The 22,712-nt window shown below is 61.2% G+C and carries 20 protein-coding genes; 13 read left to right on the top strand and 7 right to left on the bottom strand.

What is annotated here, in order from left to right:
• Window positions 1-93 precede the first annotated feature (93 nt).
• A complete protein-coding gene (locus ACO6VM_RS13425; protein WP_153786817.1) occupies window positions 94-981 on the top strand; it encodes a LysR family transcriptional regulator in 888 nt (295 codons plus the stop codon).
• Here ACO6VM_RS13425 and ACO6VM_RS13430 read toward each other — a convergent pair.
• From ACO6VM_RS13430 to ACO6VM_RS13440, 3 genes are read right to left on the bottom strand one after another with little or no spacing between them, the layout of a single operon-like run.
• Window positions 970-1,788: a sulfite exporter TauE/SafE family protein gene (locus ACO6VM_RS13430; RefSeq protein ID WP_422403414.1), complete on the bottom strand. Its 819-nt coding sequence runs from the start codon at window positions 1,786-1,788 to the stop codon at window positions 970-972. The two genes, ACO6VM_RS13425 and ACO6VM_RS13430, sit on opposite strands and share 12 nt — an antisense overlap.
• A complete protein-coding gene (locus ACO6VM_RS13435) occupies window positions 1,785-3,065 on the bottom strand; it encodes an NAD(P)/FAD-dependent oxidoreductase (protein WP_422403415.1) in 1,281 nt (426 codons plus the stop codon). The genes ACO6VM_RS13430 and ACO6VM_RS13435 overlap by 4 nt, the downstream gene beginning before the upstream one ends.
• A gap of 40 nt (window positions 3,066-3,105) precedes the next feature.
• The gene (locus ACO6VM_RS13440; RefSeq protein WP_422403416.1) at window positions 3,106-3,990 is read right to left on the bottom strand and encodes an MBL fold metallo-hydrolase; all 885 of its coding nucleotides are present in this window, start codon (window positions 3,988-3,990) and stop codon (window positions 3,106-3,108) included.
• Between the two features lie 246 nt (window positions 3,991-4,236).
• Between ACO6VM_RS13440 and ACO6VM_RS13445 the strand changes: the two genes are divergently transcribed.
• Window positions 4,237-5,535 (top strand): sigma-54 interaction domain-containing protein, encoded by a 1,299-nt coding sequence (locus ACO6VM_RS13445; protein WP_422403417.1) that lies wholly within the window; start codon window positions 4,237-4,239, stop codon window positions 5,533-5,535.
• 116 nt (window positions 5,536-5,651) lie between these two features.
• Here ACO6VM_RS13445 and gyrB read toward each other — a convergent pair whose 3' ends face one another.
• From gyrB to dnaA, 4 genes are read right to left on the bottom strand one after another with little or no spacing between them, the layout of a single operon-like run.
• The gene (gene gyrB, locus ACO6VM_RS13450; protein WP_422403418.1) at window positions 5,652-8,072 is read right to left on the bottom strand and encodes a DNA topoisomerase (ATP-hydrolyzing) subunit B; all 2,421 of its coding nucleotides are present in this window, start codon (window positions 8,070-8,072) and stop codon (window positions 5,652-5,654) included.
• 4 nt (window positions 8,073-8,076) lie between these two features.
• The gene (gene recF, locus ACO6VM_RS13455; protein ID WP_110994061.1) at window positions 8,077-9,180 is read right to left on the bottom strand and encodes a DNA replication/repair protein RecF; all 1,104 of its coding nucleotides are present in this window, start codon (window positions 9,178-9,180) and stop codon (window positions 8,077-8,079) included.
• Between the two features lie 15 nt (window positions 9,181-9,195).
• Window positions 9,196-10,299, bottom strand: a complete 1,104-nt coding sequence (gene dnaN, locus ACO6VM_RS13460) for a DNA polymerase III subunit beta (protein WP_153786809.1) — start codon at window positions 10,297-10,299, stop codon at window positions 9,196-9,198.
• 40 nt (window positions 10,300-10,339) lie between these two features.
• Window positions 10,340-11,872, bottom strand: a complete 1,533-nt coding sequence (gene dnaA, locus ACO6VM_RS13465; RefSeq protein WP_347150385.1) for a chromosomal replication initiator protein DnaA — start codon at window positions 11,870-11,872, stop codon at window positions 10,340-10,342.
• A gap of 584 nt (window positions 11,873-12,456) precedes the next feature.
• Here dnaA and rpmH point away from each other — a divergent pair.
• The 11 genes from rpmH (at window position 12,457) to atpB (ending at window position 22,587) form a co-directional block, all read left to right on the top strand.
• Window positions 12,457-12,591: a 50S ribosomal protein L34 gene (gene rpmH / locus ACO6VM_RS13470; protein WP_003253163.1), complete on the top strand. Its 135-nt coding sequence runs from the start codon at window positions 12,457-12,459 to the stop codon at window positions 12,589-12,591.
• Between the two features lie 13 nt (window positions 12,592-12,604).
• Complete coding sequence (gene rnpA, locus ACO6VM_RS13475; protein ID WP_110994058.1) at window positions 12,605-13,009, top strand: ribonuclease P protein component; 405 nt, start codon at window positions 12,605-12,607, stop codon at window positions 13,007-13,009.
• Window positions 13,002-13,247: a membrane protein insertion efficiency factor YidD gene (gene yidD, locus ACO6VM_RS13480; protein ID WP_101322785.1), complete on the top strand. Its 246-nt coding sequence runs from the start codon at window positions 13,002-13,004 to the stop codon at window positions 13,245-13,247. Before rnpA ends, yidD begins: the two co-directional genes overlap by 8 nt.
• A 2-nt stretch (window positions 13,248-13,249) precedes the next feature.
• Entirely contained in the window at window positions 13,250-14,932 is a 1,683-nt protein-coding gene (yidC, locus tag ACO6VM_RS13485; protein ID WP_401055958.1) for a membrane protein insertase YidC, read from the top strand.
• A 90-nt stretch (window positions 14,933-15,022) separates the two neighbouring features.
• Window positions 15,023-16,393 (top strand): tRNA uridine-5-carboxymethylaminomethyl(34) synthesis GTPase MnmE, encoded by a 1,371-nt coding sequence (gene mnmE / locus ACO6VM_RS13490; RefSeq protein ID WP_390970126.1) that lies wholly within the window; start codon window positions 15,023-15,025, stop codon window positions 16,391-16,393.
• A 519-nt stretch (window positions 16,394-16,912) separates the two neighbouring features.
• A complete protein-coding gene (gene mnmG / locus ACO6VM_RS13495) occupies window positions 16,913-18,805 on the top strand; it encodes a tRNA uridine-5-carboxymethylaminomethyl(34) synthesis enzyme MnmG (protein ID WP_401055954.1) in 1,893 nt (630 codons plus the stop codon).
• A complete protein-coding gene (gene rsmG, locus ACO6VM_RS13500; RefSeq protein WP_110994054.1) occupies window positions 18,802-19,452 on the top strand; it encodes a 16S rRNA (guanine(527)-N(7))-methyltransferase RsmG in 651 nt (216 codons plus the stop codon). The genes mnmG and rsmG overlap by 4 nt, the downstream gene beginning before the upstream one ends.
• A gap of 18 nt (window positions 19,453-19,470) precedes the next feature.
• Complete coding sequence (locus ACO6VM_RS13505) at window positions 19,471-20,262, top strand: ParA family protein (protein WP_110994053.1); 792 nt, start codon at window positions 19,471-19,473, stop codon at window positions 20,260-20,262.
• 9 nt (window positions 20,263-20,271) lie between these two features.
• The gene (locus ACO6VM_RS13510; RefSeq protein WP_125466131.1) at window positions 20,272-21,144 is read left to right on the top strand and encodes a ParB/RepB/Spo0J family partition protein; all 873 of its coding nucleotides are present in this window, start codon (window positions 20,272-20,274) and stop codon (window positions 21,142-21,144) included.
• A 149-nt stretch (window positions 21,145-21,293) separates the two neighbouring features.
• Window positions 21,294-21,701, top strand: coding sequence for a F0F1 ATP synthase subunit I (locus ACO6VM_RS13515; protein ID WP_110994051.1), 408 nt, complete (start codon window positions 21,294-21,296; stop codon window positions 21,699-21,701).
• 16 nt (window positions 21,702-21,717) lie between these two features.
• Window positions 21,718-22,587: a F0F1 ATP synthase subunit A gene (gene atpB / locus ACO6VM_RS13520; protein WP_232885467.1), complete on the top strand. Its 870-nt coding sequence runs from the start codon at window positions 21,718-21,720 to the stop codon at window positions 22,585-22,587.
• Window positions 22,588-22,712: the final 125 nt, after the last annotated feature.

Below are 22,712 nucleotides of genomic sequence, written 5' to 3' on the forward strand. Positions count from 1 at the left end.
GAAGCCCCCCACCCTCCCCCGGGGGGGCGAGCAGAGCGTGGGATCGGGCTTGCCCCGCGATAGGGCCTCAGAATGCATGTACAAGGATGCTCGATGTTCGACTGGAACGATCTGCGGTTTTTCCTCGAGTTGCAGCGCAGCGGCCGGCTGCTGACCGCCGCCAAGCGCCTCAACACCACCCACAGCACCGTGGCCCGGCATATCGAGAGCATCGAGAAAAGCCTGGGCACGGCGCTGTTCGTCCAGCACGCCCAAGGCTACGACCTCACCCCCTCCGGCCAGGCACTGCTCAAGCACGCCGAGGCCATGGAGAACGTCGCCCTGCTGGCGCAGGAGGAAATCACCCAGGCCATCACCCCCCTGGGCAAGATTCGCCTGGGGGTCACCGAAGGCATCGGCATCATGTTCTTCACCCCGCGCATGAACGCGTTGTTCGAGCGCTACCCGGGGCTGGAAGTGGAGCTGGTGGCAGTGCCGCGCTTCGTCAGCATCCTCAATCGCGAGGCCGAAATCAGCATCCACCTGGAGCGCCCCAACGCCGACCTGCTGATCACCCGCAAGCTCACCGACTACCGCCTGGCGCTGTACGCCAGCCAAGCCTACCTGGACCGCGCACCGCCCTTGCGCAACCGCGAAGACCTGGCCCGGCACAGCTGGATCGGTTACGTCGACGACTTGTTGTTCAGCCAGGAACTGCTGTTCCTCAACAGCTTCTGCCGCACACCCAGCGTAGCGTTTCGCAGCACCAGCGTGATCGCCCAGCAGCATGCCGCCCAGGCCGGGCTGGGCATCGCCGTGCTGCCCAACTACATGGCCCGCCACGACCCGAAGCTGGTGCGGGTGCTGCCCAGCGAAACCATCCAGCGCAGCTACTGGATCTGCACCCGCCGCGAACTGCACAAGTCGGTGCGCCTGCGGGTGGTGTGGGATTACCTGCTGGCGCTGTGCGCCGCCGAGCAGGATGAGCTGCTAGCCGAGTAGCGCCTTGCCGGCCAGTAGCAGCGCAGCCGCCCAGCCCGCCACGGCGAAAAGCTGCTGCAGGCGTGGGCCGGCGATGCGGGCGGCGAGCGGCCGCGCCAGCAGCAGGCCGATGACCGCACCGATGGCGAAGGGCACACCCACCTGCCAGTGCATCACACCGGCCACGCTGGCGCTCACCACGCTACCGGTGGACACCAGGGCGATCACCGCCAGCGAGGTGGCGACGATGCTGGTCATGCGCAGGTTGGTGTAGCGGTTCAACGCCGGGATGATCACGAAACCACCGCCCACGCCCAGCAGGCCGGACAGCAACCCCGACATCAGCCCAGTAAAGGCCAGGGCCCTGGCGCAGGGCAGGGTCCAGCGCAAGCGGCCTTGCAAGGGGTTGAGCACGCAGGGCTCGATGAAACGATGGGCGTCATTGGCGTCGCCGCGCAGTTGCCTGGCCGCCTTGCGCCAGATGCGCAGGCAGGCGTAAACCAGCACCCCGGCGAACACCAGGGCCAAGGGTGTATTGGGCAATTGATGGGCGAGCATCAGGCCAAAGGGTGCGGCGGCGATGCCGATCAGGGCGATGAACAGGGCGGCGCGATAACGTACCAGCCCTTCGCGCAAGCCGAGCAGGGCGCCCACCGCCGCCGCCAGGCCAACGGCGAGCAGGCCGATCGGCGCCGCCTCGACCATGCTCAGGCCCAAGCCGAACACCAGCAGCGGCACCGCGAGGATGCCACCACCGGCGCCGGTCAGTGCCAGCACCGCGCCAATGATTGCGCCGAGCCCGGCGCCCAGCAGCTGCTGTTCGATCACTGCTGCGCCTCGACCACCAGCGGCTGCGGCCGCGCCATCCATTCACGGCCCTTGAGCATGGCCTTCCAGTACAGCGGCGGCAGGATCTGCGCTTTCAACAGCCAGGCCAGCCGGGTCGGCTTGCGCCCGTCGAGCAACCAGCGCGGGAAGCTCGGCGCCACTTTGCCGCCATAGGTGAACTCGGCCAGGACGATCTTGCCGCGCTCCACCGTCAGCGGGCAGGAACCATAGCCGTCGTATTGCGCCAAGGCCGGCAAGCGACCAAGGGCCACCAGCACGTTGTTGGCCACCACCGGTGCCTGCTTGCGGGCAGCGGCGGCAGTCTTGGCATTACTGGTGTTGGCCACGTCGCCCAAGGCGTGGATATTGCCGAACTGGCGGTGGCGCAGGGTGTTCGGGTCGACATCCACCCAGCCAGTGGCATCGGCCAGCGGGCTCTGGCGGATGAAGTCCGGCGCCACTTGCGGCGGCACCACGTGCAACATGTCGAAGGCTTCGACGCGGGTTTCGCTGCTGCCATCCGGCAGTGTGCGCACGAACGTGGCGCGCTTGTTCGGGCCATCTACCGCTGTCAGGCGATGCTGATAGTTGAGGTCGACGCCGTACTTGTCGATGTAGCTCATCAAGGCCGGCACGTAGTCCGGCACGCCGAACAGCACGGCGCCGGCGTTGAAGAAGCTGGCCCTGACATTGCCGAGCCGGCCATTGCGCAACCAGTGATCGCACGACAGGTACAGGGCCTTCTGTGGCGCACCCGCGCATTTGATCGGCATCGGCGGCTGGGTGAACAGGGCACGGCCTTGCTTGAGCGTCTGCACCAGCTCCCAGGTGTAGGGCGCCAGGTCGTAGCGGTAGTTGGACGTAACACCGTTGCGGCCGAGCGTCTCGCTCAGGCCTTCGATGGCGCTCCAGTCGAGCTTGAGGCCTGGGCACACCACCAGCTGTTCGTAACTGACGGCTCGACCACCTTCGAGCATGACCAGTTGCCCATGCGGGTCGAAGCCTTCGACCCGCGCCTTGATCCAGCGCACTCCACGGGGCAGGGTGGCGGCCATGGTGTGGGCGGTGCTCGGTGCCTTGAACACACCGGCGCCGACCATGGTCCAGCCAGGCTGGTAGTAGTGCACATCGGCAGGGTCGATCAAGGCGATATCCAGTGACGGGTCGCGGGCGATCAAGCTCGAGGCGGTGGCGATACCGGCGGCACCGGCACCGACGATCACCACTTTGTGATGGTCGGCAGGGGATGAATCAGCAGGGGACAGCAAGGCAGGCATGGCGGTGTTCCTTTGAATCTCGTTATGTAGGTGATGCGCTTTACAGTTTGTTCAGCGGGATCTTCAAGTAGCTCACGCCGTTTTCCTCGGGCTCGGGATACTGGCCGCTGCGCATGTTGATCTGTACCGATGGCAGGATCAGCACGGGCATGTCGAGGGTCTTGTCACGGGCTTCGCGCATCGCCACGAAGCTGTCCTTGCTGACGCCTTCATGAATATGAATGTTGTCGGCACGTTGCTCGGCCACCGTGGTGACGTAGCGCAGCTCACGGCCGCCCGGCAGGTAGTCGTGGCACATGAACAACTGCGTCTGGTCAGGGAAGGCCAGCAGCCGACGGATCGACTGGTACAAGGTGGTCGCGCTGGCGCCGGGGAAGTCGCAACGGGCAGTGCCGTAGTCGGGCGTGAACAGAGTGTCGCCAACGAACACGGCGGTCTCGCCGGCGTCCTGGACCATGTAGCTCATGCAGGCCGGCGTATGCCCGGGGGTGTGCAAGGCGCGGGCATGCAGGTTGCCGATGCGAAAGCCTTCCTCATCGACGAACAGCACATCGAACTGGCTGCCGTCGCGGGCGAACCCGGGCTCGGCGTTGAACAGGGTGCCGAACACTTTCTGCACCTGGGTGATCAGCGCACCGATGCCGGTATGGCCGCCAAGTTTTTCCTTGAGGTAGGCCGCCGCAGACAAGTGGTCGGCATGCACGTGGGTTTCCAGGATCCACTGAACCTTGGCGCCCAGCTCATTCACGCGGGCAATCAATTGGTCCGCGGACGCCGTGCAGGTGCGCCCGGACTTTGGGTCGTAGTCGAGCACGCTGTCGATCAACGCACACTGACGCGTCTCGCCGTCCATCACCAGGTAACTGATGGTCGAGGTGGTCTTGTCGAAGAATGCTTCAACATGAAGGTTGTTGCCGATGATCATTGCGCTCTCCAGTTATCCACCGTGCCTCCTTGAAGGCTTAGGCAGTGAACGGTGCTTTATCAAGATGCATGCCATGCCTTTCTGATAGGCGCGCTGCCCCGTAACTGCGGCGTTGCGTCGGGACAGCCTGCGCGAAAGCGGCGCGCCCCGCAGGCAAAGGTGACAGTTGCTGGCAGTCGACTGTCAGCCAATGGCAGTGATTGGCAGTCCTTGCTACGCTCGGCGGGTCTTTTATCTGGTGCTGTCATGCTTGCCGCTTCCCATCCCGCGATTCTCGCGCTGGTGTCCTACCTCGAACACGATGTGCTCCCTAGCATCATCCTGGACACCGACTACAACATCCTTGCCGCCAATGCTGCTTACCGACGTCAGTTCGGCAGCGACGATCATGCGCCTGTGGGCGAGAAATGCCACCGAGTCTCGCACCACTACGCAGTGCCCTGCGACCAGGCCGGTGAGCACTGCCCGCTGCGCAAATCGCTGGACAGCAAAGTCCCCGAGCGTGTGCTGCATATCCACCACACGCCTCGCGGACCGGAACATGTGGATGTGGAGCTGAGGCCGATCCTCGACGATCAGGGTAGGGTGGTGGCCTTCGTCGAGCGACTGACCAGCGTAACCCTGGCGTCGGCACAACCGCAGGAGCAGGGCCTGGTGGGTCGCGCAGCGGCTTTCAAAGCGGCGGTCGCCAGCTTGCAACGGGCGGCGCCGGCGCAGATCCCGGTGTTGCTGCAGGGTGAGTCTGGTACCGGCAAGGAGCTGTTCGCCCGCGCGTTACACCTGGGAAGCCCGCGAGCCAACGGGCCGTTGGTAGTGGTGGACTGTACGGGTTTGACCGAGTCTTTGTTCGAGAGCGAATTGTTCGGCTATGAGAAGGGCGCCTTCACAGGCGCTACTCAACGCAAGATCGGCCTGGCTGAAGCGGCCCATGGCGGCACCCTGTTCCTTGACGAAATCGGCGAAGTGCCGCTGGCCATGCAGGTGAAACTGCTGCGGTTGATCGAGTCCGGCAGTTTCCGCCCGGTCGGCAGCACGCGCACGGTGCATTCGGATTTTCGTCTGGTCTCGGCAACCCACAAGCCACTCAAGGAAATGGCTGCTAGTGGCACATTCCGGGAAGACCTGTATTACCGCATCAGCGGTTTCCCGATCCGGTTACCGGCCTTGCGCGAGCGGGCTGAAGACTTGCCTTTGCTCTGTGAAAGCCTGTTGCAAAGGATGGCGGGCAAGCAGTCGCCCAAGGTAACCGATGAAGCACTTGAACGACTCAGCCTGCATAGCTTCCCCGGTAATATTCGCGAGCTGCGAAATATCCTGGAGCGGGCTCGCCTGTTCGCCGATGACGGCCTGATCCGCCCCGAACATCTTCCCGAGGGCCTCCACCCGGTGGTTGATCACCAGGCTTTGCGTGGCCGCGGGAAACATGAAATGCCGCAGTTGGCCCATGCGCTGGAAACCTTCAGAGGGTCTCGAAGCGAGCTCGCAGCGCATCTGGGCATGAGCGAACGCACGCTTTATCGGCGTCTCAAAGCCTTGGGACTTTGAAGCGTTCCACGTGGAACACTGTCCAGGGATCAGAGCCGTAGGATCCTGTTCCACGGGGAACGAAAAAGGCCAACCCAAATGGGTTGGCCTTTTCGGATATCGCGCAGTCAGCTGGATCAGAAGTCCAGGTTGGACACCGACAGCGCGTTGCTCTCAATGAACTCACGACGCGGTTCGACCGCATCACCCATCAAGGTGTTGAACAGCTGGTCAGCGGCGATCGCATCTTCAATGGTGACCTTGAGCATGCGGCGCACGGTCGGGTCCATGGTGGTTTCCCACAGCTGGTCAGGGTTCATCTCACCCAGCCCTTTGTATCGCTGGATGGTGTGGCGCTTGGTGCTTTCGTTCATCAGCCAGTCGAGCGCTTCCTTGAACTCGGTGATCGACTTGCGACGCTCGCCACGTTTGACGTAGGCACCCTCACCCAACAAGGTACTGAGGTTTTCACCGAGGGTGACGACACTGCGGTAGTCATTGCTGCCGAAGAAATCACGGTTGAAGGTCACGTAGCTGGCCAGGCCGTGGGAGGTGGTTTCCACCACCGGCAGCCAGATATTACGTTCCTTGTCTTCGTGCAAGGCAGCCTTGTACGCCAAACCGGAACGCTGGCTGTTGTCCAGGCGCAGCTGGAATGCGTTCAACCACTCGTCCATCTGTGCCTTGTCAGCCAGTTGCTCGAGGGTGACTTTTGGCAGGTAGATGAAGTGCTCGGTCAGCTCTTCCGGGTACAGGCGCGACAGGCGCTTGAGTGTCTTCATCACGGCGCGGAATTCGTTCACCAGCGATTCGAGCTGTACGCCCGAAACGGCAGGTGCCGACTCGTCCAGGTGCAGGCTGGCATCTTCCAGGGCCGACTGGGTCATGTACTCTTCCATGGCCTCGTCGTCCTTGATGTACTGCTCCTGCTTGCCTTTCTTCACCTTGTACAGCGGCGGCTGGGCGATGTAGATGTAGCCACGCTCCACCAGCTCTGGCAGCTGACGGAAGAAGAAGGTCAGCAGCAGGGTACGGATGTGCGAACCGTCGACGTCAGCATCGGTCATGATGATGATGTTGTGATAGCGCAACTTGTCGATGTTGTACTCTTCGCGGCCGATGCCACAGCCCAGGGCGGTGATCAAGGTACCGACCTCTTGCGACGAGATCATCTTGTCGAAGCGAGCTTTCTCGACGTTGAGGATCTTGCCCTTGAGCGGCAGGATCGCCTGGGTGCGACGGTTGCGGCCTTGCTTGGCCGAACCACCTGCGGAGTCACCCTCCACCAGGTACAGTTCGGAGAGGGCAGGGTCCTTCTCCTGGCAGTCGGCCAGTTTGCCCGGCAGGCCGGCGATGTCCAGCGCGCCTTTGCGGCGGGTCATCTCACGGGCCTTGCGCGCGGCTTCACGGGCACGGGCAGCGTCGATCATCTTGCCGACAACGGCCTTGGCTTCGTTGGGGTTCTCCAACAGGAAGTCAGCGAAGTACTTGTTCATCTCTTGCTCCACGGCGGTTTTCACCTCCGAGGAAACCAGCTTGTCCTTGGTCTGCGAGCTGAACTTGGGGTCCGGCACCTTGACCGAGATGATCGCGGTCAGGCCTTCGCGGGCGTCGTCACCGGTGGTGGCGACCTTGTTCTTCTTGGCCAGGCCTTCCTGCTCGATGTAGCTGTTGAGGCTACGGGTGAGCGAGGAGCGGAAGCCGACCAGGTGGGTACCACCATCGCGCTGCGGGATGTTGTTGGTGAAGCACAGCAGGTTTTCGTTGAAGCTGTCGTTCCACTGCAGGGCGACTTCGACACCGACACCATCTTCACGCTGGACGTTGAAGTGGAAGACCTGGGAGTTGACCGGGGTCTTGTTGGTGTTCAGGTACTCGACGAATGCGCGCAGGCCGCCTTCGTATTTGAAGAACTCTTCCTTGCCGCTGCGTTCATCCTTGAGCAGGATGCCAACGCCGGAGTTCAGGAAGGACAGTTCGCGAATACGCTTGGCGAGAATGTCCCAGCTGAAGTGGATGTTCTTGAAGGTTTCAGCCGAAGGCTTGAAGTGGATGTGGGTACCGGTGGATTCGCTTTCACCGACCACGGCCATCGGTGCCTGTGGCACACCATGAACGTAGGTCTGTTCCCAGATCTTGCCGCTGCGGCGAACGGTGAGCACCAGTTTCTCGGACAGCGCGTTCACCACGGAAACACCTACACCGTGCAGACCGCCGGAGACCTTATAGGAGTTGTCGTCGAACTTACCGCCAGCGTGCAGCACGGTCATGATGACCTCGGCTGCCGACACGCCTTCTTCTTTGTGCACGTCGACCGGGATACCACGGCCGTTGTCGCGGACACTGATGGATTCGTCGGTGTGAATGATGACGGTGATGTCATCGCAGTGCCCGGCCAGGGCCTCGTCGATGGAGTTGTCGACCACCTCGAACACCATGTGGTGCAGGCCGCTGCCGTCATCGGTGTCGCCAATGTACATGCCGGGACGCTTGCGTACGGCATCCAGCCCTTTCAGCACTTTAATGCTGGAGGAGTCGTACGTTTGATTTTCGCTCATGCCTTCACTCCCGATGGTCGTGGGTCTGGGTGATACGGCCCTGTTCCACGTGGAACAAAGCGACTGGCGTTTCCGTTTGCCAGCCTTCCCTCAGAAATTCGTGGTCTACACAGGTGATGAACACCTGGCAGTTCAATTCTTCAAGCAAGCGGCACAGTGCGCGGCGGTGCTGCTCGTCCAGTTCGGACGGCAAGTCATCCACCAGATAAATACACTGACCGCGACGAGCCTGGCTAACCAGATGGCCCTGGGCAATTCGCAGGGCGCAGACAACCAGCTTCTGCTGCCCGCGCGAAAGGATGTCGGCAGCGTTGTTTGCCCCCAATCGAAGGCGCAGATCAGCACGCTGTGGCCCGGCCTGGGTATGGCCCATCTGCTGATCACGAAGGAGAGAGGTAGCGAGGACTTCGTTGAGTTCCCGGTCCTTGTCCCAGCCTCGGTAGTAGCTCAGGGTCAACCCTTCCAGCTCGACCAGTTCGCTCAGGGTTCGCTCGAAGACGGGCTTCAAGGCCTTGATATAGTTGCGACGGTATTCATCTATCTCCGCACTGGCGAGACACAACTCTCGATCCCAGGCGGCTTGCGAAACGGCGTCAAGTGTACCATGCCGCAGCCATGAGTTCCGCTGCCGCAGGGCCTTCTGCAGGCGTTGCCAGGTGGCCATGAAGCGTGGTTCCACGTGGAACACGCCCCAGTCGAGGAACTGCCGGCGTACCTTGGGAGCACCTTCGAGCAACCTGAAACTGTCGGGGTTGATCAACTGCAGGGGCAGCATTTCGGCAAGCTGCGCAGCGCTGCGTGCGTTCTGCCCGTCAATGCGGATGGTGAAATCACCTTGGCGTTCACGAGAAACACCCAGGTTGCTTGTGCCACCTTCAGCCAGTTCTACCTGGCCAAAGACCGTGCAGGTGGGCTGTTCGTATTGAATGACCGGGTTCAGCCGCGTGCTACGGAACGAGCGCGCCAGCCCAAGCAAGTGCACGGCTTCGAGCACGCTGGTTTTACCGCTGCCATTGTCGCCGTACAGGATGTTGATGCGGGGGGAGGGTGAGAGGGTCACCGGGTGCAGGTTGCGCACCGCGGTGACCGAAAGACGTAGAAGGGACATTTCGCCTGCTACGAGTTACAGACGCATCGGCATGACAACGTAGGACGAGTCATCATTGCCGGCTTCCTGTACCAGGGCGCTGCTGTTGGAGTCCGACAGAATCAGGCGCACCTGTTCAGTGGTCATGACACCCAGCACGTCCAGCAGGTAGCTGACGTTGAAACCGATCTCCAACGAGCTGCCGTTGTAGTCGACGCTGATCTCTTCTTCCGCTTCTTCCTGCTCAGGGTTGTTGGCCTGGATCTTCAACTGGCCAGCCGCCAGTTGCAGGCGAATACCACGGTACTTCTCGTTCGACAGGATCGCGGTGCGGCTGAACGCCTCGCGCAGAGCCTGACGATCGCCGACCACCAGCTTGTCGCCGCCTTTTGGCAACACGCGCTCGTAGTCCGGGAACTTGCCGTCGACCAGCTTGGAGGTGAAGGTGAACTCACCGGTGGTCGCGCGAATGTGGTGCTGGCCAAGGACGATGCTGACCATGCCTTCCGGGTCGGTGAGCAGGCGCGCCAGCTCAAGGATACCTTTGCGAGGCACGATGACCTGGTGACGCTCGGCCTGGCCGATCGGCGCCTGCATGGCGCACAGGGCCAGGCGGTGGCCATCGGTGGCTACCGCGCGCAGGGTGTCGGTCGACACTTCCAGCAGCATGCCGTTGAGGTAGTAGCGCACATCTTGCTGGGCCATGGCGAAGCTGGTGCGCTCGATGAGGCGACGCAGCTTGCTCTGTTCCAGGTTGCAGGTCAGCGAGCCCGGGCCTTCTTCCACGGTCGGGAAGTCATTGGCGGGCAGGGTGGACAGGGTGAAGCGGCTACGGCCGGCCTTGACCAGCAGCTTCTGCTCGTCGACCTTGATGTCGATCAGCGCATCGCTGGGCAGGCTCTTGCAGATGTCCATCAGCTTGCGCGCCGGGACAGTGATCTCGCCCGGCTCGGCAGGCTCTTCCAGCTGAACGCGGCCAACCAGTTCGACTTCCAGGTCGGTACCGGTCAACGACAGCTGCTGGCCTTGTACGACCAGCAGGACGTTGGACAGGACCGGCAAGGTCTGGCGGCGCTCGACGACGCCTGCGACCAGTTGCAGGGGTTTCAACAGGGCTTCGCGTTGAATGGTGAAATGCATGGTCTAGTCCCTTGCCTTCAATTAGCTACGCAGACGGTCATCAGGTCGTCAGTGTACGCAGCAGGTTCTTGTAGTCCTCGCGGATGTCCGCGTCGGATTCCTTCAATTCGTTGATCTTGCGGCAGGCGTGCAGCACGGTGGTATGGTCGCGGCCGCCAAACATGTCGCCGATTTCCGGCAAGCTGTGGTTGGTCAGCTCCTTCGACAGGGCCATGGCCACCTGGCGCGGGCGCGCTACCGAGCGCGAACGGCGCTTGGACAGCAGATCGGAGATTTTGATCTTGTAGTACTCGGCCACGGTGCGCTGGATGTTATCCACACTCACCAGTTTGTCCTGCAGCGCCAGCAGATCCTTGAGCGATTCACGAATCAGCTCGATGGTGATATCGCGGCCCATGAAGTGCGAGTGAGCGATCACCCGCTTCAAGGCGCCTTCGAGTTCACGCACGTTGGAACGGATGCGCTGGGCGATGAAGAACGCGGCATCATGCGGCAGCTCGACCTTGGCCTGGTCGGCCTTCTTCATCAGGATCGCCACACGGGTTTCCAGCTCTGGCGGCTCGACAGCCACCGTCAGGCCCCAACCGAAGCGCGATTTCAGGCGCTCTTCCAGGCCTTCGATCTCTTTAGGGTAGCGGTCGCTGGTGAGAATCACCTGCTGACCGCCCTCGAGCAGGGCATTGAAGGTGTGGAAAAACTCTTCCTGCGAACGCTCCTTGCGGGCGAAGAACTGGATGTCGTCGATCAGCAGCGCATCGACCGAACGGTAGAAGCGCTTGAATTCGTTGATCGCGTTCAGCTGCAAGGCCTTGACCATGTCGGCGACGAAGCGCTCGGAATGCAGGTAGACGACCTTGGCATTCGGGTTCTTCTTCAGCAGGTGGTTACCCACAGCATGCATCAAGTGCGTTTTACCCAGGCCGACACCGCCATACAGGAACAGTGGGTTGTAGCCGTGCTTGGGGTTGTCCGCGACCTGCCAGGCAGCCGCACGGGCCAACTGGTTCGACTTACCTTCCACGAAGGTTTCGAAGGTGAAGGTGCGGTTCAGGTAGCTGGTGTGCTTGAGCGCGCCTTCGACCTGCACCGTACGTTGCTCGGTGCGGCCCGTTGCAGCAGGCGCCGCGCTGGGCTCAGCCATGCTGTCGAAGCTGTTGCGCGAAGCGGACTCTTCAATACCGCTGGCAACCGGCTCGGCCACCTGCGCCATGACCGGCTCGCTCGGCAGCACGATCGGTGCGGCAGGCTGAACCTGAGCCTGCTGCGCCAAGGTTGCGGCGACGGCAGCGCTCACCGGCGCATTCGGGGCAGCCCGCGCAGCAGAACTACGACGGCTACCTATTAACAAGGAAAGCGCCGGCGCAATGCCGTTGCCGTGTTCGCCCAACAGCTCGAGCAGACGACCCAGGTACTTTTCATTGACCCAATCGAGCACGAAGCGGTTGGGCGCGTAGACGCGCAACTCGTCGCCTTCGGCTTCGACCTGTAGCGGACGGATCCAGGTGTTGAATTGCTGGGCAGGCAGTTCATCGCGCAGAAGCTCCACGCACTGCTGCCAAAGTTCCACTGACACGGATATCCCCTGAGTTGAAAGCCGGATGAGGCAAAACAAACCGCCATTGTACCGGGCGGGCGGTCAGTTATCCACATATGAGGCCCTATGCAGACCCGGTGAATAAGCCAAAATCCGACCAAAACATCATCTTGCGGTGTGAATAAGCCCTGTGGATAACGCTGCATGAGGGCTATGCACAACCCTGGGTCCTGCCCTGTGGATAATTCACCTGTGGATAAATGGTCTTTTGCTGCACAGGTTGTACGCAGGCCAGGCACAGACAAGACACCTGTTACCGACAAGGTTTCAAATCTCTGTACAGCTTGAAAATATTGGGCTGTGACGTGTTATCCACAGAAGGTTATCCACTTAAGATCTATAAGTTCTTCAGAAAAGCTTTTTATATGCCTTTCTTTTTTTTTACATTTTGAGCGTTGGTAGGAAGCCCTTCCTTTAACCTGGTCTGACCGCTGACCACTGGGCACCCTTCATAAGGAATGACTGGTTGGAAATTGACCTATGGGCTTGCTTTCTCTAGAATCGCCGATCTCTTAAAAAGGGGGCCCTTCCGGCCCGTTGTCGACCAACCCAGGTAACACGCCATGAAACGTACTTTCCAACCAAGCACCATCAAGCGCGCACGCACCCACGGTTTCCGTGCCCGTATGGCCACCAAGAACGGCCGCGCCGTTCTGTCGCGTCGTCGTGCCAAAGGCCGTAAGCGTCTGGCCATTTGATTTTTCGGCACAGGTGGTGAGTCAGGACTTCAGTCGGGAAAAGCGACTGCTTACACCCCGACACTTCAAAGCGGTCTTCGACTCCCCAACCGGCAAGGTTCCAGGGAAAAACCTGCTTATCCTTGCCCGCGAGAACGGCCTCGATCACCCACGCCTCGGCCTGGTGATCGGCAAAAAGAGCGTCAAGCTCGCCGTTCAACGCAATCGCCTGAAACGCCTGATGCGCGATTCGTTCCGCCTGAACCAGCAGCTGTTGGCGGGTTTGGATATCGTGATCGTCGCGCGCAAGGGGTTGGGCGAAGTGGAAAACCCAGAATTGCACCAACACTTTGGCAAGCTCTGGAAGCGACTGGCTCGCAGTCGGCCCTCTCCAGCGGTCAACGCCAATCCCGCAGGGGTAGACAGTCACAATGCGTAAACTGGCCCTCGTTCCGATCCAGTTCTACCGTTACGCCATCAGCCCCCTGATGGCCAGTCACTGTCGTTTCTATCCCAGCTGTTCCTGTTACGCATACGAAGCCATCGAAAACCATGGCCTGTTGCGTGGTGGGTGGCTGGCCGTTCGTCGCCTGGGGCGTTGTAATCCGTGGAACGACGGCGGTTTCGATCCCGTTCCACCAGCTCCTTCCTCCCGAACTTCTTCGATAGCCGAGTAATCATGGATATTAAACGCACGATCCTGATCGTCGCCCTGGCAATCGTGTCCTACGTCATGGTCCTGAAATGGAACCAGGACTATGGCCAGGCTGCCCTGCCGACTCAGAATACTGCTGCCAGCACTGCTGCCCCGGCCCTGCCGGATACCGTCCCGGCCGGAACCGCCGGCGCCAGCGCCGATGTGCCGAGCGCCAATGCTGAATCCAGCCCTGCGGAACTTGCTCCGGTTGCACTGAGCAAGGACCTGATCCGGATCAAGACCGACGTCCTGGACCTGGCTATCGACCCGGTCGGTGGTGACATCGTCCAGCTGACCCTGCCGAAATACCCACGCCGCCAGGACCATCCGGACATTCCGTTCCAGCTGTTCGACAACGGTGGCGAGCGTGTCTACCTGGCGCAAAGCGGCCTGACCGGCGCCAACGGCCCGGATGCCCGTGCCACCGGTCGCCCGCTGTATGCCGCGGAGCAGAAGAGCTTCCAGCTGGCCGACGGCCAGGATCAACTGGTAGTCGACCTGAAGTTCAGCGAGAACGGCGTCAACTACATCAAGCGCTTCAGCCTCAAGCGCGGTGAGTACGACCTGACCGTCAGCTACCTGATCGACAACCAGAGCGGCCAGGCGTGGAACGGCAACCTGTTTGCCCAGCTCAAGCGCGATGCCAGCGGCGACCCGTCGTCGAGCACTGCCACCGGCACCGCTACCTACCTGGGCGCCGCCCTGTGGACAGCTGCCGAGCCGTACAAGAAAGTGTCGATGAAAGACATCGACAAGGGCAGTTTGAAAGAAAATGTGACCGGCGGCTGGGTAGCCTGGCTGCAGCACTACTTCGTGACCGCCTGGATCCCGGCCAAGGGCGACAACAACGCCGTCCAGACCCGCAAGGACAGCCAGGGCAACTACATCATCGGTTACACCGGCCCGGCACTCAGCGTTCCTGCTGGCGGCAAGGTCGAAACCAGCGCCATGCTGTACGCCGGCCCGAAGATCCAGTCCAAGCTCAAAGAGTTGTCCCCAGGCCTGGAACTGACCGTCGACTACGGCTTCCTGTGGTTCATTGCCCAGCCGATCTTCTGGCTGCTGCAACATATCCACAGCCTGCTGGGTAACTGGGGCTGGTCGATCATCGTCCTGACCATGCTCATCAAGGGCCTGTTCTTCCCGCTGTCGGCTGCCAGCTATCGCTCGATGGCGCGCATGCGTGCCGTGGCGCCGAAGCTTGCCGCACTGAAGGAACGCTTCGGTGACGATCGCCAGAAGATGTCCCAGGCGATGATGGAGCTGTACAAGAAAGAGAAGATCAACCCGCTGGGCGGCTGCCTGCCGATCCTGGTGCAGATGCCGGTGTTCCTGGCCCTGTACTGGGTACTGCTGGAAAGCGTCGAGATGCGCCAGGCCCCATGGCTGCTGTGGATCACCGACCTGTCGATCAAGGATCCGTTCTTCATCCTGCCGATCATCATGGGCGCGACCATGTTCATCCAGCAGCGCCTGAACCCGACGCCGCCGGATCCGATGCAGGCCAAGGTGATGAAAATGATGCCGATCATCTTCACCTTCTTCTTCCTGTGGTTCCCGGCTGGCCTGGTGCTGTACTGGGTTGTGAACAACTGCCTGTCGATCAGCCAGCAGTGGTACATCACTCGCCGTATCGAGGCCGCGGCCAAAAACGCAGCCGCTTGACAGGCCGCTACGCTAGCCTGTGAATAAAAACGCCCCCTCGTGGGGCGTTTTTGCTATCTGTCATTCGAATTCGTTGTAGAGGCTTCGAGCATGAATACTGTGCGTGAAACCATCGCCGCCATCGCCACTGCCCAGGGCCGCGGCGGTGTCGGTATCGTCCGCTTGTCCGGCCCGTTGGCCAGCCAGGCCGGGCAGACCATCACCGGCCGCAGCCTGACCCCGCGCCACGCCCACTACGGCCCGTTCCGCGATGCCGATGGCCTGGTGCTGGACGAGGGCATCGCGTTGTTCTTCCCCGGGCCGAATTCGTTCACCGGCGAGGATGTGCTGGAGCTGCAGGGCCATGGCGGCCCCGTGGTAATGGACATGCTGCTGCAGCGCTGCCTGCAACTGGGCTGCCGCCTGGCGCGGCCGGGCGAGTTCAGCGAGCGTGCTTTCCTCAATGACAAGCTCGACCTGGCCCAGGCCGAGGCCATTGCCGACCTGATCGAGGCGAGCTCTACCCAGGCCGCGCGCAACGCCTTGCGCTCGCTGCAGGGGGCGTTCTCCAAGCGTGTGCATGGGCTGACCGAGGCGCTGATTGCCTTGCGTATCTATGTCGAAGCCGCCATCGACTTTCCGGAAGAGGAAATCGACTTCCTCGCCGATGGCCATGTGTTGCGCATGCTCGATGATGTGCGCAGCGAGTTGTCCACAGTGCAGCGCGAAGCCGGGCAGGGCGCCTTGCTGCGCGATGGCATGACCGTGGTCATCGCTGGCCGGCCGAACGCCGGCAAGTCCAGCCTGCTCAACCAGCTGGCCGGCCGTGAAGCGGCGATCGTCACCGATATCGCCGGCACCACCCGGGACATCCTGCGTGAACATATCCACATCGACGGCATGCCGCTGCACGTGGTCGACACCGCAGGCCTGCGCGATACCGATGACCATGTGGAAAAGATCGGTGTAGAGAGGGCGTTGAAGGCCATCAACGAGGCCGATCGGGTGCTGTTGGTGGTCGACTCCACGGCGCCTGAAGCCAGCGATCCTTTTGCCCTGTGGCCAGAATTCCTCGATCAGCGCCCGGATCCATCCAAGGTCACGCTGATCCGCAACAAGGCCGACCTCAGTGGCGAGCAGGTTGGCCTGGAGCTGAGCGACGACGGGCATGCAACCATCACCCTGAGTGCCAATGACAGCGACATGGGCCTGGACTTGCTGCGTGATCATCTCAAGGCCTGCATGGGCTACGAACAGACTGCGGAAAGCAGCTTCAGCGCACGCCGTCGCCACCTGGAAGCGCTGCGCCACGCCAGTAGCCATCTTGAACATGGCCGTGCTCAGCTGACCCTTGCCGGCGCTGGTGAGTTGCTGGCCGAAGATCTGCGTCAGGCTCAGCAAGCCCTGGGTGAAATCACCGGGGCATTCAGCTCGGACGATCTGCTGGGGCGAATCTTCTCCAGCTTCTGCATCGGCAAGTAATCCCTTCCCGGCTCCCCCGGCAAGCGCTGCCTGGCGCTTGTTGCGGGGGACCCTGCGGTAATCCCCCTTCCTCATCCCTCGCTGTACGACCGTTCGTCGCCTGAACTTTTCATCAACAGGCAGGCGAACGCTCGCCTGTGCTCTGTGGAAAACTCGCCTTCAGCTCCGTTGATAACCGCGCTTTTTTGTTGAGGAAAACGCGGCCTGTGGGTAACCACTACTTTAATCCACAGGTTAAACAACCTTGTCCAGACCCCACAGGGCTACTTAGACCCAGGGTTATGAATCGCTGTACAGTACGTAGTTAAAGGCCTACAGGTAGTTATCAACAGACAGGTAGGCCCCTAAACATAAACATAAAAACAAAGCTTTTATAAATTTTTCTTCTTTGATTTCTATTGCCTGCCACTCATCCACAGCCTGGTCAAAATTTGCTCAGACGGTTTCTTTGAAGGGGGGTAAGTCCCTATACTTGTCCGCTTACCTTCTCTATTCGTAAAAACAGGCACGAGGTGCGTGGTGGATTTCCCTTCCCGTTTTGAAGTGATCGTCATCGGCGGCGGCCATGCCGGTACCGAGGCTGCGCTTGCGTCTGCACGCATGGGTGTGAAAACCCTGCTGTTGACCCATAACGTGGAAACCCTCGGTCACATGAGCTGCAACCCGGCCATCGGTGGCATCGGTAAAAGCCATCTGGTCAAAGAGATCGACGCGCTCGGCGGCGCCATGGCGCTGGCCACCGACAAGAGCGGCATCCAGTTCCGCATCCTGAACAACCGCAAGGGCCCGGCCGTACGCGCCACTCGGGCACAGGCCGACCGCGCCATCTACAAGGCGGTGGTGCGCGAAATCCTGGAAAACCAGCCGAACCTGTGGATATTCCAGCAGTCCTGCGATGACCTGATCGTCGAGCAGGACCAGGTGAAGGGCGTGGTCACGCAAATGGGCCTGCGTTTCTTCGCCGAGAGCGTGGTACTGACCACCGGTACTTTCCTAGGTGGACTTATCCACATCGGCCTGCAGAATCATTCCGGCGGTCGCGCCGGCGACCCGCCTTCGATTGCCCTGGCCCATCGCATGCGCGAATTGCCGCTGCGCGTCGGCCGGCTGAAAACCGGCACACCGCCGCGCATCGATGGCCGCTCCGTGGATTTCTCGGTAATGACCGAGCAGCCCGGCGACACGCCGATCCCGGTGATGTCGTTCATGGGCAATGCCCAGATGCACCCGCGCCAGGTGAGCTGCTGGATTACCCACACCAATGCGCGCACCCACGAAATCATTGCCTCGAACCTCGACCGCTCGCCGATGTACTCGGGTGTGATCGAAGGCATCGGCCCGCGCTATTGCCCGTCGATCGAAGACAAGATCCACCGCTTCGCCGACAAGGAAAGCCACCAGGTGTTCATCGAGCCGGAAGGCCTGACCACCCATGAGCTGTACCCCAACGGCATCTCGACTTCGCTGCCGTTCGACGTGCAGCTGGAGCTGGTGCGCTCGATCCGCGGCATGGAAAACGCCCACATCGTTCGCCCGGGCTACGCCATCGAGTACGACTACTTCGACCCGCGCGACCTCAAGTACAGCCTCGAGACCAAGGTCATCGGCGGCCTGTTCTTCGCGGGCCAGATCAACGGCACCACCGGTTACGAAGAGGCCGGCGCCCAGGGCCTGTTGGCCGGGACCAACGCCGCGTTGCGCGCGCAGGGCCGCGAAAGCTGGTGCCCGCGCCGTGATGAGGCCTACATCGGTGTGCTGGTCGACGACCTGATCACCCTCGGTACCCAAGAGCCCTACCGCATGTTCACTTCGCGCGCCGAATACCGGCTGATCCTGCGCGAAGACAACGCCGACCTGCGCCTGACCGAGAAAGGCCGCGAGCTGGGTTTGATCGACGACGAGCGCTGGGCCGCCTTCAGCGCCAAGCGCGAAGGCATCGAGCGCGAAGAGCAGCGCCTGAAAAGCACCTGGGTACGCCCGGGCACGCCACAAGGCCAGGCCATTGTGGATAAGTTCGCGACCCCACTGACCCATGAGTACAGCCTGCTCAACCTGCTGGCTCGCCCGGAAGTCGACTACGCTGGCCTGATCGAAGCCACCGGCGGCGAAGTGATCGATCCACAGGTTGCCGAGCAGGTCGAGATCAAGACCAAGTACGCCGGCTACATCGACCGTCAGCAGGACGAGATCGCCCGGCTGCGTGCCAGCGAAGACACCCGCCTGCCTGTGGATATCGACTACACCTCGATTTCCGGCTTGTCCAAGGAGATCCAGGGCAAGCTTGGCGAAACCCGTCCAGAAACGCTTGGCCAGGCTTCACGTATCCCGGGTGTCACGCCTGCGGCGATTTCCCTGTTGCTGATTCACTTGAAAAAACGCGGCGCAGGCCGCGAATTGGAGCAAAGCGCTTGAGTTCCCTGGTCACCCCGCAACACGCCGAAGAGTTGTCCACAGGTGCGCGCCAGCTCGGTGTCGAGCTGAGCGCGCAGCAGCACGAACTGCTGTTGGGCTACCTGGCCCTGTTGATCAAATGGAACAAGGCCTACAACCTCACCGCTGTGCGTAACCCGGACGAGATGGTGTCGCGCCACCTGCTCGACAGCCTCAGCGTCATGCCGTTTATCCACAATGACACCCAGCGTTGGCTGGATGTCGGCAGCGGTGGCGGCATGCCCGGCATCCCGTTGGCTATCCTGCATCCGCACAAGCAAGTGACGGTGCTCGACAGCAACGGCAAGAAGACCCGCTTCCTGACCCAGGTGAAAATGGAGCTGAAGCTGGACAACCTCACGGTTATCCACAGCCGGGTCGAAGAGGTTCAGCCCGAGCAGCCGTTCTGCGGGATCGTCTCGCGCGCTTTCAGCAGCATGGAAAATTTCACCAACTGGACCCGCCACCTGGGTGACGCCCGCACGCAATGGCTTGCAATGAAAGGGCTGCATCCTGCCGATGAACTGGTAGCATTGCCCGCAGACTTCACAGTGGAAAGCGAGCAGGCCCTGACCGTTCCAGGTTGCCAGGGCCAGCGCCATCTGCTGATACTGCGCCGCAAGGCATGACTGGGAACACACGCAACAATGGCTAAGGTATTCGCAATCGCGAACCAGAAAGGTGGTGTGGGCAAGACCACCACCTGTATCAATCTCGCCGCATCGCTGGCCGCGACCAAGCGCCGCGTGCTGCTGATCGACCTCGATCCGCAGGGCAACGCCACCATGGGCAGCGGTGTGGATAAACACGAGCTCGAACATTCGGTGTACGACCTGCTGATCGGGGAGTGCGACCTGACCCAGGCCATGCACTACTCCGAGCACGGTGGTTACCAGCTGCTGCCGGCCAACCGCGACCTGACCGCCGCCGAGGTGGTACTGCTCGAGATGCAGATGAAGGAAAGCCGCCTGCGCAACGCCCTGGCGCCGATCCGCGAGAGCTACGACTACATCCTCATCGACTGCCCGCCGTCGCTGTCGATGCTGACCCTCAACGCCCTGGTCGCCTCCGATGGCGTGATCATCCCCATGCAGTGCGAGTACTACGCACTGGAAGGTCTCAGCGACCTTGTGGATAACATCAAGCGCATCGCCGCACGGTTGAACCCGGCGCTGAAGATCGAAGGCCTGTTGCGGACGATGTATGACCCGCGCCTGAGCCTGAACAACGATGTTTCGGCGCAGCTCAAGGAGCACTTCGGCGACCAGCTGTACGACACGGTGATCCCTCGCAACATCCGCCTGGCCGAGGCGCCGAGCTTCGGCATGCCGGCGCTGGCCTACGACAAGCAATCCCGTGGCGCGCTCGCCTATCTTGCGCTTGCCGGGGAACTGGTTCGCCGTCAGCGCCGTCCATCACGCACTGCACAAACAACTTAAGGAATCCGCATGGCCATCAAGAAACGAGGTCTCGGACGTGGGTTGGATGCACTGCTCAGTGGTCCTTCCGTCAGCGCGCTCGAAGAGCAGGCTGTCAAGATCGACCAGAAAGAACTGCAACATCTGCCGGTCGAGCTGATCCAGCGCGGCAAGTACCAGCCTCGCCGTGACATGGATCCCGAAGCGCTGGAAGAACTGGCGCACTCGATCCGCAACCACGGCGTCATGCAACCGATCGTGGTCCGCCCGATCGGCGACAACCGTTACGAGATCATCGCCGGTGAGCGCCGCTGGCGCGCCACCCAGCAGGCCGGCCTGGACAGCATCCCGGCCATGGTCCGCGAGGTGCCCGACGAAGCCGCCATCGCCATGGCGCTGATCGAGAACATCCAGCGTGAAGACCTCAACCCGCTGGAGGAGGCGATTGCCCTGCAGCGCCTGCAGCACGAGTTCGAACTCACCCAGCAGCAAGTGGCCGATGCCGTCGGCAAGTCGCGGGTGACCGTGGCCAACTTGCTGCGCCTGATCTCGCTGCCCGAGGCGATCAAGACCATGCTCGCCCATGGCGATCTGGAGATGGGCCATGCCCGTGCCTTGCTCGGCCTGGACGAAGCCCGTCAGGAAGAAGGGGCGCGTCATGTTGTCGCACGTGGCCTTACCGTGCGCCAAACCGAGGCACTGGTGCGCCAGTGGCTCAACGGCAAACCTGATCCGGTCGAACCGAGCAAACCTGATCCGGATATCGCTCGCCTCGAACAGCGTCTGGCAGAGCGCCTGGGCTCGGCGGTGCAAATCCGCCATGGCAACAAGGGCAAGGGCCAGTTGGTCATCCGTTACAACTCGCTTGATGAGTTGCAAGGTGTGCTTGCTCACATCCGCTGAAACAATTCCCGTTGTAGCGCGCAGTCGGAAATCACTACCCAATAGTTGAATAGGGGTTAATCCGCCCCTATACTCTGCGCGCATTTTGTCGGCACAAATTATGCCAAGTCATTGCTGACCAGGTAGTCGACTTCCGAGGAGCAGTTGTGATGGAAATCCGCACGCCAAACCGCCTGCCTTTCCATCGCTGGGCGGTTTTTCCGGTACTGCTGGCTCAATTTGTTGTACTGCTGCTGGCAACATTGGTGTTGTGGCAGTGGAAAGGGGGAGTCAGTGGATATTCAGGCCTCTGCGGGGGACTGATTGCCTGGCTGCCCAATATGTATTTCGCCTGGAAGGCTTTTCGCTTCAGCGGAGCCCGAGCGGCGCAGGCCATCGTCAAGTCGTTTTACGCTGGCGAGGCAGGCAAGATGATTTTGACGGCAGTGCTGTTCGCACTGACCTTCGCAGGAGTGAAGCCATTGGCGCCGTTGGCAGTATTCGGCGTCTTCGTGCTGACCCTTATGGTCAGCTGGTTCGCGCCCCTGCTGATGAATAAAAGACTTTCGAGACCTTAGGGCGTTTGAGGCAACCATGGCAGCAGAAACCGCTTCGGGCTATATCCAGCACCACTTGCAGAACCTGACCTACGGTCAACTACCAGACGGCAGCTGGGGCTTCGCCCATTCGGCTGCAGAAGCCAAGGCAATGGGCTTCTGGGCGTTCCACGTGGACACCCTTGGCTGGTCCGTTGCGCTGGGTCTGATCTTCCTGTTCATCTTCCGCATGGCGGCGAAGAAGGCGACCTCCGGCCAGCCTGGCGGACTGCAGAACTTCGTCGAAGTGATGGTCGATTTCGTTCACGGCAGCGTGAAGGACTCCTTCCACGGCCGCAGCCCGGTGATCGCACCGCTGGCGCTGACCATTTTCGTCTGGGTATTCCTGATGAACGCCGTCGACCTGGTACCGGTCGACTGGATTCCTCAGCTGGCGATCCTGATCTCCGGTGATCCGCACATTCCGTTCCGCGCGGTTTCGACCACCGACCCGAACGCCACGCTGGCCATGGCCTTCAGCGTGTTCGCCCTGATCATCTTCTACAGCATCAAGGTCAAGGGCCTCGGCGGCTTCATCGGCGAGCTGACCCTGCACCCGTTCGGCAGCAAGAACATCTTCGTTCAGATCCTGCTGATCCCGGTGAACTTCCTGCTCGAATTCGTCACCCTGATCGCCAAGCCGATCTCGCTGGCACTGCGTCTGTTCGGCAACATGTACGCCGGCGAACTGGTGTTCATCCTGATCGCGGTGATGTTCGGTTCCGGCCTGCTGTGGCTGTCCGGCCTGGGTGTGGTGCTGCAATGGGCGTGGGCGGTGTTCCACATCCTGATCATCACCCTGCAAGCCTTCATCTTCATGATGCTGACCATCGTCTACCTGTCGATGGCGCACGAAGATAACCATTAAGACCGCCTGGCGTGTCTGATAGCCTTCCCCGCAAGCGTTGGGGGAGGGCTTAAAAAGTCCGCAAGGGCATGCTGTACCAAACGATTTGTTTTACCGCTTCAAACTAAAAACCTAACCAATACGAC

This window comes from Pseudomonas sp. GZD-209, from assembly GCF_049310485.1.
Lineage (GTDB): Bacteria > Pseudomonadota > Gammaproteobacteria > Pseudomonadales > Pseudomonadaceae > Aquipseudomonas > Aquipseudomonas sichuanensis.

What these genes read in the sequence shown, in the direction of transcription:
- gyrB (WP_422403418.1), bottom strand. Translation starts at nt 8,072, where the DNA reads ATGAGCGAAAATCAAACGTACGACTCCTCCAGCATTAAAGTGCTGAAA.
- atpB (WP_232885467.1), top strand. Translation starts at nt 21,718, where the DNA reads ATGGCAGCAGAAACCGCTTCGGGCTATATCCAGCACCACTTGCAGAAC.
- yidD (WP_101322785.1), top strand. Translation starts at nt 13,002, where the DNA reads ATGCGTAAACTGGCCCTCGTTCCGATCCAGTTCTACCGTTACGCCATC.
- yidC (WP_401055958.1), top strand. Translation starts at nt 13,250, where the DNA reads ATGGATATTAAACGCACGATCCTGATCGTCGCCCTGGCAATCGTGTCC.
- ACO6VM_RS13435 (WP_422403415.1), bottom strand. Translation starts at nt 3,065, where the DNA reads ATGCCTGCCTTGCTGTCCCCTGCTGATTCATCCCCTGCCGACCATCAC.
- mnmE (WP_390970126.1), top strand. Translation starts at nt 15,023, where the DNA reads ATGAATACTGTGCGTGAAACCATCGCCGCCATCGCCACTGCCCAGGGC.
- ACO6VM_RS13510 (WP_125466131.1), top strand. Translation starts at nt 20,272, where the DNA reads ATGGCCATCAAGAAACGAGGTCTCGGACGTGGGTTGGATGCACTGCTC.
- dnaN (WP_153786809.1), bottom strand. Translation starts at nt 10,299, where the DNA reads ATGCATTTCACCATTCAACGCGAAGCCCTGTTGAAACCCCTGCAACTG.
- ACO6VM_RS13440 (WP_422403416.1), bottom strand. Translation starts at nt 3,990, where the DNA reads ATGATCATCGGCAACAACCTTCATGTTGAAGCATTCTTCGACAAGACC.
- ACO6VM_RS13445 (WP_422403417.1), top strand. Translation starts at nt 4,237, where the DNA reads ATGCTTGCCGCTTCCCATCCCGCGATTCTCGCGCTGGTGTCCTACCTC.
- ACO6VM_RS13505 (WP_110994053.1), top strand. Translation starts at nt 19,471, where the DNA reads ATGGCTAAGGTATTCGCAATCGCGAACCAGAAAGGTGGTGTGGGCAAG.
- ACO6VM_RS13515 (WP_110994051.1), top strand. Translation starts at nt 21,294, where the DNA reads ATGGAAATCCGCACGCCAAACCGCCTGCCTTTCCATCGCTGGGCGGTT.
- ACO6VM_RS13425 (WP_153786817.1), top strand. Translation starts at nt 94, where the DNA reads ATGTTCGACTGGAACGATCTGCGGTTTTTCCTCGAGTTGCAGCGCAGC.
- rpmH (WP_003253163.1), top strand. Translation starts at nt 12,457, where the DNA reads ATGAAACGTACTTTCCAACCAAGCACCATCAAGCGCGCACGCACCCAC.
- recF (WP_110994061.1), bottom strand. Translation starts at nt 9,180, where the DNA reads ATGTCCCTTCTACGTCTTTCGGTCACCGCGGTGCGCAACCTGCACCCG.